Genomic DNA, 13,535 nt, shown 5'->3' with positions numbered 1-13,535 from the left:
CATGGCGCTGGTCGGTATTAATAACGAAAACGAATTTTACTCCAACCATTATCTGGGCGAAGTATTTACCAGCGATATCCGCGAAGCTCTGGAGCCGTGGAACGAACAGGAAAATGCCGCTCGTGAAGTAGAGCGTGCTGCCAGAGAACAGGGCGAAGAGTTTACACCGGGCTACCGGGCACCCTGGAATCAGCTAAATAGCCTGGCAACAACCTTCTTCCGCCAGTTATCTGAACAGGAAAAACAGCGCCAGATCCCGCAACGTCTGACGGATCAACGCAGCCGCTGGCAGCCACTGTTACAAGCTTTGGGTTACGAACTGAACCCGAAAATTCAGGTGCTGGAGGACGGTTCTCCTCTTCCTGTACTGGCGCGTTATAACAGCTTGGATGGCAGCCCGTGGTTATGGATCGTTGAAGCCCATGATGTGGAAGAGGGCACACTCGATCCACTGGCGTTATCCTTGCTAAAGGCTCAGTTCCCGGCTGATGTAGATAAAAAGCACCGTGATAATCTGCGTAAAAATGCCCGTGGTGAATACCGTTCCTGGCAGGATCTGATTTCGACAGAAGTCTTCACTCAGCCAGAACCACCGCGATTTGTCTTGCTGCTTGGCAACCGCCAGTTGCTGCTGCTGGACCGCACCAAGTGGGCGCAAAACCGCCTGCTACGCTTTGATTTCGAAGAAATTTTAAGCCGCCGTGAAACGGAAACGCTGAAAGCGACGGCGGTGTTACTGCACAAAGATTCGCTCATGCCTGGCAGTGGCGCACCTTATCTCGATTCACTTGATGAAAATTCCCACAAACATGCGTTTGGTGTATCTGAAGATCTGAAATATGCGCTGCGTGAAAGTATCGAATTACTCGGCAACGAAGCGATGCGTTACCTCATTGAGCGAGGGCTGGCAAACTATACGGGTAATCGTGCCGTTAACCCGGAAGATCTCAGCCGTGAATGCCTGCGCTATATGTACCGTCTGCTGTTCCTCTTCTATATCGAAGCACGTCCAGAACTGGGCTATGCGCCAATGCAGGCGCGGACCTATCTGCAAGGTTACAGCCTGGAAACGCTGCGTGAACTGGAAATGATCCCGCTTACCAGCGAAGAGGACAGAAATGGCCGCTACCTGCATGACAGCCTGAATATGCTGTTCAAACTGGTGCGTGAAGGCTACAAAGGCGGCGAGAAGATCCAGAGTGACTGGATCAGCGGCGAGCAGATCAGCGTCCACAGCAACCAGTTCAAAATCCCTCGTCTGGAAAGCCATCTTTTCGCGGCAGAAAACACGCCTTATTTAAACCGTGTTGTGTTCCGCAACGAAACGCTGCAACAGGTTATTCAGGCGATGTCCCTTAGCCGTCCAGGCAAAGGACGTTTTGCGCGTCGTGGGCGTATTTCTTATCGCCAGTTAGGGATTAACCAATTAGGTGCGGTGTATGAAGCACTGCTCTCTTATCGTGGATTCTTTGCCAGCCACGATCTCTATGAAGTGAAAAAAGCCGGGGAAGAGTTTAACGAGCTGGAAACCGGCTACTTCGTCAGTGCCGATGAGATAGCCAAATATCAAGACGACGAAAAGGTCTACAAGAAAGATGGCAGTCTGCGTATTCACCGCCGTGGCAGCTTTATCTATCGCATGGCCGGGCGTGACCGTGAGAAATCGGCGTCTTACTACACCCCGGAAGTACTCACTCGATCGTTAGTTAAATACGCACTTAAAGAGCTGTTTAAAGAGCAAATTGAGCCGATAGCCGACCCGCATGCTAAAGCCGATGCGATTTTAAAACTCACCGTCTGTGAACCAGCAATGGGAAGTGCTGCGTTCCTTAACGAAGCCATCAACCAGTTAGCGGAAGCCTATCTGTTCCATAAGCAGCAGGCTGAAGGGCGACGCATTCCACAGGATCAGTACACCCAGGAATTACAACGGGTGAAAATGTACATCGCAGATAACAATGTCTTCGGCGTGGACTTAAACCCGGTGGCGGTGGAGCTGGCGGAAGTCTCCCTGTGGCTGAACGCCATCAGCGGTGACACCTTTGTGCCCTGGTTCGGTTACCAGCTGCACTGCGGTAACTCGCTGGTCGGCACCCGGCGTCAGGTATTTAATAAGAGCGAACTGGCTTATAAAAAGGCTAAAGACCCAAGCTGGCTTAACAGTGAACCTGCTGAGCTGGCAATGAACACGCCGCGTGACGAAAAACAGATTTTCCACTTCCTGCTGCCGGATGGCGGCATGGCAAACTACAGCGATAAAACGGTTAAGCAGCGTTACCCGGATGAATACAAGCTGTTAGATGCATGGCGAAAAGGGTTTACCGCAAGCTTTGAGCCTCATGAAATTAATGATTTGCAGCGTATCAGCAGCAAATTAGAAGCGTTGTGGAGTGCATATCGCCAGCAGCTTAAAGCAGAACGCGAAGCCACCGCGGATGGCTATGCAGTCTGGCCGTTGCCTTCCGATGCGCAGCGTCACTCCAGTATGCGCAGCAAAGACGAGACGTTCAGCAAACGCCATCAGGACAATAGCGACTATCAAAAATTGCGCTGGGTGATGGACTACTGGTGTGCGTTGTGGTTCTGGCCGATTGATAAAGCCGATGAACTGCCGGATCGCAGTGACTGGCTGTTTGATCTGGAGACCCTGCTCGACGGTATTGTGGTGACGGAAGAAGTGACAGCTGCTGAATCAAACATCATGGCCGGTTTGTTTGATGAAGAAGAAAGCATTCGTGAAGAAGCATCGTTGTTCTCCGGTACCGGTCGCCTGAAAACCGATGTGTTATTCCGCCATTTACCGCGCCTGAAAGTGGTAGACGCATTGCGTAAACAACACCGTTTCTTCCACTGGGATTTAGAGTTCAGCGATCTGTTTGCCGAACGTGACGGTTTTGACCTGATGCTGGGTAACCCGCCATGGCTGAAAGTGGAATGGCAGGAAGCGGGCGTGCTGGGTGATTACGAGCCGGAGTTTGTGCTGCGTAAATTGAGTGCGTCAAAACTGGTAACGCTACGCGATCAAATCTTCAATCACATCCCTGCGCTGGAAGATGCCTGGCGCAGTGAATACGAAGGCTGTGAAGGGATGCAGAATTTCCTCAATGCGCAGCAGAACTATACTGTGCTGCGTGGTGTGCAAACCAACCTGTATAAATGTTTCTTACCCCAAGCATGGCGTTTGGGAGCAAAAAGCGGTGTGGCGGGCTTCCTGCACCCTGAAGGGATATATGACGATCCGAAAGGCGGGCAGTTGCGTGCTGCTGTGTATCCGAGGTTAAGAGCGCATTTTCAATTTATTAATGAAACGAAACTCTTCTCTGAAGTCCATAACCAGACATTGTTTAGTATTAATGTCTACGGCCCGTTTTGTTTTAGCCCTGAATTTTCTCATGTGTCGAATTTATTTATTCCCCAAACAATTGATGCAAGCTTTGAACATAAGGGTGAGGGTATTGTCCCTGGTATCAAAGAAGAAAGTGAAATGGATGGGAAAGTAAAGGTTAAGTGGAACTTCCAGGGGCATAAGGAACGGATCCTAAACATTGATCAAAAGCAATTAAATCTTTTCTCTCGTCTCTATGATTCAGCTGGAACTCCTGCATTAGAAGCTCGCCTGCCTGCTTTACATGCAACACCACTTGTTGCAGTACTTGAGAAGTTTGCTGATCAGCCGAAGCGTTTGGGGGATTTGCAGGGTGAGTATTATTCGACCGTAATGTTTGATGAAACCTACGCTCAACGTGACGGGACAACAAAACGGCAAACACAGTTTCCAGAAGATGCCTCACAATGGGTTTTATCAGGACCGCACTTTTTTGTTGGCAATCCATTCTACAATACGCCAAAAACAGTCTGTGATACGAATAAAGCATATGACAATCTCGATCTGTTGACTCTGCCAGACGATTACCTGCCGCGTACCAACTACATTCCAGCATGTGATGAGCAGGAATATGCCAGACGTACACCGCGAGTAACCTGGACAGAGCCGGGCGAAGATGAACCGAGAAAGGTGACGGATTATTTTAGATTAGGCTATCGAGGAATGTTATCTCAATCAGGTGAACGGACTCTTATTGCATCCATTTTACCTCCGGCCATTGCACACATTCATGGAGTGCAAAGTACCTCGTTCAAATCAGAAGAATTGCTTTTACAACAATTTTTAATGAGTGTTTCATTAGTGGGTGATTTTTTCATTAAGAGTACTGGTAGAAGTAACTTAATGGCCAGTTGGGCCAATTTTCCTTTAGTCGGCTTAGTTGGGCATACATCTCTGCGATTACTCGCTTTAAGTAGCTTAACAAAACATTTTGAAAAACTGTGGCTGAATTTTTTCACCTATTCTTTCAATCGACTTAGTTGGAGCCGTAACCTCCCCCAGCTTCCACAGGATTTCTTCACCAATCTGACTCCTGAATGGAACCGTAACTGTGCGCTACGTACTGATTACTCCCGCCGTCAGGCGCTGGTGGAAATCGACGTTCTTGTCGCTCAGGCTCTTGGTTTAACACTCGAAGAGTTGCTGACTATCTACCGCGTTCAGTTCCCGGTCATGCGTCAAAACGAAGCTGACACCTGGTACGATCAAATCGGCCGCATTATCTTTACTCCAAGCAAAGGGCTGGTGGGCGTAGGCCTGCCGCGCACCGCGCGTAAACCCGATCTGAAAAATGGTTATAGGTTCTCAGTTGATAGCCCGGACTGGAAGGGCGGTGATGGCGAGGAATTGGCTATCGGTTGGGATGATGTTAAACACCTGCAAAGCGGCACCGTCAGCGTGACTTTTGATGACTACACCCGCAGCGATGAGGGCGAGCGCCGCACTGTGACCTGGCAGGCACCGTTTATCAAGCCAGACCGCGAAGACGACTATAAAGTCGCTTGGGCATTCTTTGAAAGTGATAAGGAGAGCATCTGATGCTGCCTTCCGTTGTCAGTCGGCAGGTAGCCGACAGCGTTGCCGAGTTTTTACGCGCGGCCTTTCCGCTCAATAGCCCTCTCTTCAATGGCGAAGAGAACGAAGATATCAATATGCTGGAGCAGTTTTTACGCCAGCCGGAAGCGTTACTGAAAGGGCCGTATCTCTCCGCTCAGTTGCCGTTTCGTAAAAGTTTGTTACCGTTGGATTTCTTCCCCCATCTGTCGCTGCCATTTCCGCCGCATGCCCATCAGGCACAGGCTTTTGAACGGCTGGGGAATGACGAGCCTCAGCCCACATTAGTGGCAACCGGCACGGGTTCCGGTAAGACAGAATGCTTTATGTTCCCGCTGCTTAACTACTGCGCGGGAACGCCGGGTGCCGGGGTGAAAGCGATAGTCATCTATCCCATGAACGCCCTAGCGACCGATCAGGCCAGCCGCTTTGCTCAAACTATCAGTGGCGATCCACGCCTGCACGGTAAAGTCACCGTAGGCTTGTTTGTTGGTGATAGCGAAGAACACCCAAGCAAAAAAATGTCTGCCGATAAGGTGATTACCTGCAAACATACGCTGCGCGACAGCCCGCCAGATATCCTGCTGACTAACTATAAAATGCTCGACTACCTGCTGATGCGTCCCGGCGACCAAAAGCTGTGGAGGCACAATAAGCCCGGTATGTTGCGCTATCTGGTGGTGGATGAACTGCATACTTTTGATGGTGCGCAAGGCTCCGATTTGGCCTGTCTGGTGCGCCGGCTTAAATACCATGTCGGTGTCGATAACGGACGTTTTGCTTGCGTTGGCACTTCCGCGACAGTGGGAGATGAGCTGGGGCAACTGCTGGATTACGCGCAAACTATTTTTGATCAGCCGTTCACTGATGCTGCGGTGATCCGCGAAGATCGTTATAGCGCAGCCGAGTACCTACAAGGCTTTGAAATTACTAACAGCCAGTATCCCGCGCCAGAAGATAAAACGGCGCTTGAACCTCATCGTTATGCCACGCCAGTTGACTATCTAAACGGGCAAATACCTCTTTGGTTCCCGGAAAGTACATTGCGTCTTCCTGAGAATCTGGAAGACGATAACGGGCGTGAAAAACGCGTAGCACTCGGTGAAATGCTACGTCGTCACAGCGTATTGCATGTGTTACTGCGTGATTTACAAGGCGGTATTCTTTCCGAACAGCAGTGCCTTGAAAACTTACAGGTCATGCTTTCTGAAAGCGCGGAGCACGCTGCTCTGGTGTTGCAAAGTATTCTGGCGCTGATTGCTCAGGCCAGGCTGGAAGTACCGGAAAACCCAGGCGACCATCAGCAGCGAATTGCAGCAGGTAAACCACGCCCGGTCTTACCCTTTGTACAGCTGCGTTCACAATTATGGTTACGTGAAATGCGCCGCCTGGTGGCCAGCGTTTCAAAAACACCGCAACTGGTTTTTGCCGATGACCTGACCGTTGAAGACCGAGAACATCACCTGCCAGTCATCCACTGCCGTGACTGCCATGCCACCGGTTGGGTGAGTATGCGCCACGGGCAAAATGTGCAGCTGGAAACCGATCTTGATGGGATTTATCGCCAGTTCTTTGAAAAGGGCCGCTCGATTGTGCTGGCCTTCCCGGATAAGAGTGAAAAAGCCGTTAGCGGTATGCATCAAAAATTATGCCCGGCTTGCCTGAAGCTTAATAAGCAATCCAACGTGCAGTGTGGGCACTGTGGGTACAGCGAAATGGTTCGGGTACTGATCCCAGATATGCTCAAAGAGCGCAAAGACCAGCTTGAGTTCGCCAACGAATGCCCTTATTGCAACAGCAAAAATGGTATCTCGATCCTCGGTTCCCGTGCGGCCAGCTTATCGGCGGTGATGATCCACCAGCTCTATGGCAGTAAGTTTAACGAACATAAAAAGCTGATCACTTTTTCAGACTCCGTACAAGACGCTGCCCACCGCGCCAGTTTCTTTACTGCTCGTACGTGGCCATTAATGGTGCGTGGGCAGATTGCCCGTTTACTCAATGTGGGTGAAACCTTACGGCTTGACGAATTCGCCCAGAAGGTTTGCCAGCAAACGCGTGAGACCTCGACCGATGACGCACATTTTGTGGCGAATTTCATCGCGCCAAATATGCAGTGGCTCAACGATTATCAGACGTTAAAAATTGAAGGCCAGCTTACTGAAAACTCGGATCTCCCTGAGTTGGTTCGGTTACGTCTCGACTGGGAGGTGTGGAGCGAGTTTACTCTTCGCGCCAGCATAGGACGAACGTTAGAGACCACGGGTTTTGCTGCTACCGGCGTGGATACTGAACGGCTTAACCCAGCAATTAAAGCGCTACATCAGCAGCTTTGTGAAGAGTTGGGTGACCTGATGAACGGTGTGACGGTTGAACAAGTCACACATCTGGCTTTAGGGATTTTGTGGTATCAGCGCCATGCTGGTGCGGTGATGCATCCGGCATTTGAAAGTTATCGCCGGGATGGCACGACCTTTATGATGACGCAAAAAGAGCGTACATCACGCTATATGCCATCTATCGGGCCTAAAACCCGCAAACCCGTCTACGCCTCCTTTGAAAAAATCACCGGCTTCCACCGTCTTATCGGATCTAAGGACAACCCAAGCTGGTATCAGCGTTGGTTGACGCGCTCATTAAACAGCGGTGATAATATTTTCATCAGTAGTACTTCGGAAACGATATTGCGGCTGCTTTATACGGCGCTGCAACGTGCAGGAATGGTGACATCTTTCGATACCAAAGGTCGTGAAGCTTGGGGGTTGAGTACTTCGGCACTGGTTGTCAGCCGCGATGTCACTCAACTTAGCTGTACGTGCTGTCGGGAAATCGTTCGCGCTCCAACTGAGCAGGCGTGGCTTTGGGAAAATGCCCCCTGTATGTCACTGCGCTGTGATGAAGGTCGCTACCAGATTACAGATAGCAAGCCGACGCTGCGTTGGGACAATATGGATATTGCTCGTGTCATGGGAGCTGAGCATACCGGCTTACTTACCCGTGAAGATCGCGAGGCGACGGAAAAATCGTTCTATCGCGGCACTAAGCCCTGGAACATCAATTTATTATCAGCGACGCCTACGCTGGAGATGGGGATCGATGTTGGCGATCTTTCTTCGGTTCTGCTTTGTTCCGTGCCGCCAGCTCAGGCGAATTATTTACAGCGTATCGGGCGTGCCGGGCGTAAAGACGGGAATGCATTAAACATTACTGTTGCCGAAGGGAATCCACACGATCAGTTCTTCTTTGAAGAACCGCTGGAGATGATGCAGGGGCAGGTTCAGGCTCCCGGTGTATTTCTCAATGCGGTGGCGATTCTCGAACGACAACTCGCCGCGTTCTGCCTGGATAACTGGGTAAAAACCGGTGTGCCGGGTTCCGCCATCAGTAAAAACGTGAAGCAGATGCTCGATGAATTGGATACTGGCCGTAAGGGCGGTTTCCCATACAATTTCCTGCGCTATGTGCAGGAACATCGTGTGGCGATTGCTGAACGTTTTGCCGGGATTTTCCCGCAACTGGAAGCTGATACTCTGCTGCAACTGACCCATTACCTCACCGGTGAACAAAGCTATCGTTCGCTTGAACAAAGAATAGATACAGCACTGGCGCAATTACTCGAAGATCGCAAGTCACTGCGTGCACGTATTGATAAATTGAAATACAGCATCGAGAAGTTGAGGGCGGTGCCGCAAGATCAAAATTACGAAGCTGATTTGCGTGAACTTACTTCTGAGCGTTCAGCATTGCAGTCATTAGTACGTCAGATAAATGACAAGCAGACCCTGAATTTCCTCACTGATGAAGGGTTACTGCCTAACTATGCTTTCCCGGAAGCCGGTGTGACTTTGCGTTCAGTTTTGTGGCGACGTAAAGAAGGGGGCCCAGAGCGCGAATCCCAAAACACAACCTATGAGTATGAACGCCCAGCCGCCACAGCGCTGGCTGAGCTAGCCCCCTTGAATAACTTTTATGCTGGTGGGCATAAAGTAGAGATCGAACAAATCGATCTTAACGTCTCGAAGCCTGAAAACTGGCGGATATGTAGCCACTGCAACTATAGCGAAAATATCGATCAAACTGGTGACCAGCATAAATACTGTCCAAAATGTGGCACGCCTGTTTGGGCTGATGCAGGGCAGAAAACGACCTTACTGAAATTGCGTCAGGTCTATGCTCGTGCCAGTGCACGCGATAGCCAAATCAGCGATGAAAGTGATAGCCGCGAACCGACTTTCTTCCAGCGGCAGTTACTGGTGAGTTATGAACCTCAGGATGTCACGGCGGCCTATGCCATTGACGAAGGCGAAGTCCCGTTTGGCTTTGAGTTCTTGAGTAAAGTGACTCTGCGCGATATTAACTTCGGCAAGATGGCTGATGATGCCAGCGAGTTAATGATTGCGGGTGACAAAAAACGACGTACTGGTTTCCGGGTATGCCTGAGCTGTGGAATGGTTAAACGCCCGCGTAATAATGATCCGCGGCGAGATCATGATCTGAGCTGCAAGTATCGCAGTGAGCCAGAAAAAGCGAAGTTTGAAGATTACCTCTATCTTTATCGCCAGCTGGAATCCGAAGCGCTGCGTGTTTTATTACCTGTAACCAGTTACAGTAATGACCGTATTGTTGAGTCCTCCCTTGCTGCGGCCATCCAGCTTGGGTTGAAACACTACTTCAGGGGAAATGTTGATCATCTTAAGGGCGTTGTATATCGCGAACCTGAAAATGAAGGTGAATCTTGGCGGCAATATCTGGTTATCTACGACACGGTACCGGGAGGAACGGGCTCTCTCAAAGAGTTGATGAGAACGCCAGACAACCTGCTGAAATTATTGCAGCAGGCCTATCAGGCATTAGTGGAATGTAGCTGTAATCACGATACCAGCAAAGATGGCTGCTATCGCTGTGTGTACGCCTATCGTGATCGTGGACGCATGAAGTTTGTTTCACGTGACCAGTCGCGCGTCCTATTGGCGCAAATTCTTAAAGCCAGCGATAAAATTCGCCAAATTAAAACCATTAATAGTATTTCGCTCGATGCAATGATGGGGTCTGAGCTTGAGAAGCGATTTATCAGCTGCCTGCAGGAGCAAAAAAGCTTAGTTGTTAGCCGCAGTTACGCGCACCAAAGCGCAGGTTGGGTTATCAGCACCAGAGTAGAGTCTTCTTCCAGTTGGCATTTAAAAGCGCAGGTCGATTTAGGCGTTAAAGAGGGAGTGGGTATTCCATCACGTCCTGATTTTGTTCTTTACCCTATTGCGCAATCAGCAGATATAAAACCAGTAGCGATTTTTCTTGATGGTTATGCATTCCATAAAGATTCTATATCTGACGACGTACAGAAACGGCAAGCAATTAAAGATAGCGGGCATTATCATGTCTGGACTATCGGTTGGCGTGACCTCAACGAAGCGGGCTGTAAGCATCTGCAGGACGTGCTTGGTCTTGGGCACAACCCGGCAATGAAGAATCCAACAATTTATAACCGATTCCACGATATCAATTTTGTTACTTTGCATAGCTCTGTGCAGGACAAAAATAGCTTTGATTTGTTGCTTGATTATCTGTCTGAATCTGAGAAAAAAGCGACACTTTGGAAAAAGTTAGCTGCTGCACACGCTTGGGTATGGCTGGACGTTAAGTGTTCGCAAGAGCCTGGCGTTCAGCAAAAATATGCTTATGAAATGCAGGAAAATGCCTCACCAGTACGCCAGAAGCAAATCTCACCCGATGAACCTTTTGTTTTTGGCGGGCTTCTGGACAGTTGCGGTTCATCTCAACCATTTATTGAGTTGGCATCAGTACTACTTCAGAGCTATCTCAAGATCACGCCAACTGCTGATCAGCTGTGTGAGGCATTACGACTACATCTCTGTTTTGATGACCGCCATTCAGAAGATAGCGGTTATGAAGCTGGATTTTATGGTTTCTGGCGCTTGGTGAACCTGCTGCAATTTTTGCCTGATATGTCGTTTACCAGTCGTAAAGCAATACACCAGCCACAAGAAAAATTAGTAGTTGTGCCGATAAAAGCAGCTCAAGAAGTGCAGTCAGATGCCAGTTGGGCAGAAATTATTGAGTTTGAATTACTCACCAGTGAAGAAATTGCTTTGCTTCAGGCTCATGACCTTGGAGCACCTGTTCCTGGCTACGCCTTACAAAACGATCTGGGTGAGATTATTGCAGAAGCCGATCTTGCCTGGCCTGAACGGAAACAGGTCATCATTTTCGAAGATGAGAACTTCGCTTCTCATTTCACAACAAATGGCTGGCAGGTCGCTTTAGGCCCAATCAGCGAAGAAACCTTACAACATCTGTCAGGAGGTGATAAATGACGGTTCAGTCGCCAAAAGTGGCACTTTCTGATGGCTTTTTGGGGGCGTTTGCGCGTATCCCAAAAGTGCAGCAGAAGAAAGTTCAGGAGTTTATTTCTAAGTTTCGCCAGGATCCCACCAGTAATGGGCTGAACTACGAAAAGATTCACGATGCTCGAAGTGCCAATGTTCATTCGGTACGCATTGATCAAACTTACCGCGGTATCGTGCTTAAACCAGAACAAGGCGCGATATATATGCTGATGTGGGTGGACAAGCATGACGAAGCCTATGAATGGGCGCGCCGTCATGACTGTTCGATTCACCCATTAACTGGGGCGATTCAGGTTATTGATATTAGTTATATCAAGGCTGCGCCTGAACCTGTTGCACCTGATAAATCTAAGCTGTTTGCTGCATATTCAGCCGATCAGATCCTGGCACTAGGTGTTCCTCCTGTATTTATCGATCAGGTTATGGTTCTTACGGATGTCTATGGGCTTAACCAGCTTGAAAACGTTATGCCTGCAGAGGCCTGGGAGCCACTTCATTGGTTGTCTGAAGGATTGGATTACCAAGAGGTTCTGGAAGAGTTTAACGACCGCAAAGATGTGCTTGTCGATACTAACGACTTCATCGAAGCTATTGAACGCAGTAAGCGTCGATTCCATGTAGTGGAAAATGAGCAAGAACTGCTCCAAATGCTTAATGCACCACTAGAAAAGTGGCGAATCTTTTTGCACCCCAGCCAGCGTAAGTTGGTAGAAAATCCAGCGACCGGACCTGTTCGTGTATTGGGTGGAGCAGGTACAGGGAAAACAGTAGTCGCTATGCATCGTGCAAGATGGCTTGCTCAACGTTTGGGTGATCAACCTGGCAAGAAAATTCTGTTTACGACTTTTACTCGTAACCTTGCTGCAGATATTCGCGCCAATTTACAGCGTCTTTGTTCTCGTGAAGAAATGGCTCGCATCGAAGTTATTAATATTGATGCCTGGATGAGTGAACAACTTAAACGTCATGGTTATGATTTCCGTGTAGTTTATGAAAGCGATGAAGGTCGACGTAAATGCTGGAGTTATGCCTTGCAGCAAGCCCCAGCAGAGCTCGGTTTATCTGATAATTTTTACGCGGAAGAATGGGCTCGGGTAGTGCAACCTAATGCGGTCTACAGTCGTGAAGACTACCTTAAAGTTAGTCGGCTAGGGCGAGGAACGGCATTGTCACGTATTCAGCGAGCCAAAATATGGCCTGTATTTGAAGAGTTTCGTTCCCAAATGGCACGCGCAAAGTTGCGTGAAATGGGGGATGCGATGCATGAAGCGATTGTCCTGTTTAAAGAAAAACAGGTTCAGTTACCTTATAGCAGCATTGTGGTCGATGAAGCCCAGGATATTGGTGCTCCGGCCTTTACTCTAATTCGTAGTCTGGTACCTGAGTCACCTAATGATCTGTTTATTGTCGGTGATGGGCATCAGAGGATCTATCGCAATAAGGTTGTCCTGGGGCAATGTGGCATTAATGTCCGTGGCCGCCGAAGTAAGAAACTAAAAATTAACTACCGTACAACCGAAGAAACTCGTCGGTTTGCCGTTGGGTTGTTGACTGGAGTTAAGGTAGATAACCTGGATGGTGAAGCAGATGCCAGCAATGATTATTTGTCATTGCTGCATGGTGATTTACCAACCATAACGCATGCTACCGATTTTAAAGAAGAAGCAGGCACCATCGTTAAACAGATTCAGGCGTTACTGGCTAATAATGTGCGTTCCCAGGATATTTGTATAACGGCCCGTACCAAGCACGCCTATGACCGTTATGCTTCTGCGTTAGATGATGCTGGAATTGAAACTTATTCTTTAGGCCAGGACAGCGGTGATACTGATCAACGTTCTGGGGTGCGTATGGCAACGATGCATCGCATCAAAGGACTTGAGTTCCAGTATGTCTTCCTTGCCGGGATTAACGATGGTGTTGTACCTGAGGTGAAAGCAATAACTTCAGATGATCCTGTAGAGAAACGTGATGCGTTGTTCAATGAACGAGCATTGCTTCACGTGGCAGCAACGCGTGCGGTAAAAGGTTTATTTGTTTCATCATACGGTAAACCTAGTTTCTTACTGGAGCCTGAAAGCGAGTAACACAACCAGATAACCAGATAACCAGAAGCTACAGCTTCTGGTTATCTGCATTTTAGCCCTTATCAATATCGGCCACTGATTTGCTGATTTGGTAAGGATTAGGAAATCAAGTGGCACATGGAAGGGCTTTCGCAGTGCACAAAT

At 48.9% G+C, this 13,535-nt stretch carries 3 protein-coding genes; all 3 read left to right on the top strand.

Annotation, left to right across the window (positions count from 1 at the left end; all coding sequences use genetic code 11):
* Nucleotide 1 precedes the first annotated feature (1 nt).
* From OK409_RS11845 to OK409_RS11835, 3 genes are read left to right on the top strand one after another with little or no spacing between them, the layout of a single operon-like run.
* On the top strand, nucleotides 2–4,924 hold the full coding sequence (locus OK409_RS11845; protein WP_264367097.1) for a class I SAM-dependent DNA methyltransferase: 4,923 nt from the start codon (nucleotides 2–4) through the stop codon (nucleotides 4,922–4,924).
* Nucleotides 4,924–11,271 carry a DEAD/DEAH box helicase gene (locus OK409_RS11840; protein WP_264367096.1) on the top strand — a complete coding sequence of 2,116 codons (6,348 nt, stop codon included), beginning with the start codon at nucleotides 4,924–4,926 and terminating at the stop codon, nucleotides 11,269–11,271. The genes OK409_RS11845 and OK409_RS11840 overlap by 1 nt, the downstream gene beginning before the upstream one ends.
* Entirely contained in the window at nucleotides 11,268–13,391 is a 2,124-nt protein-coding gene (locus OK409_RS11835) for an ATP-dependent helicase (RefSeq protein ID WP_264367095.1), read from the top strand. The genes OK409_RS11840 and OK409_RS11835 overlap by 4 nt, the downstream gene beginning before the upstream one ends.
* The last annotated feature ends 144 nt before the right edge of the window (nucleotides 13,392–13,535 follow it).

Source organism: Pantoea sp. RG18, assembly GCF_025910075.1.
Lineage (GTDB): Bacteria > Pseudomonadota > Gammaproteobacteria > Enterobacterales > Enterobacteriaceae > Pantoea > Pantoea agglomerans.
Note: the sequence above shows the minus strand (reverse complement) of the source record. Positions and strands in the feature narration are given on the sequence as shown.

Coding starts and splice junctions, on each gene's coding strand:
- OK409_RS11845 (WP_264367097.1), top strand. CDS start 2: ATGGCGCTGGTCGGTATTAATAACGAAAACGAATTTTACTCCAACCAT.
- OK409_RS11840 (WP_264367096.1), top strand. CDS start 4,924: ATGCTGCCTTCCGTTGTCAGTCGGCAGGTAGCCGACAGCGTTGCCGAG.
- OK409_RS11835 (WP_264367095.1), top strand. CDS start 11,268: ATGACGGTTCAGTCGCCAAAAGTGGCACTTTCTGATGGCTTTTTGGGG.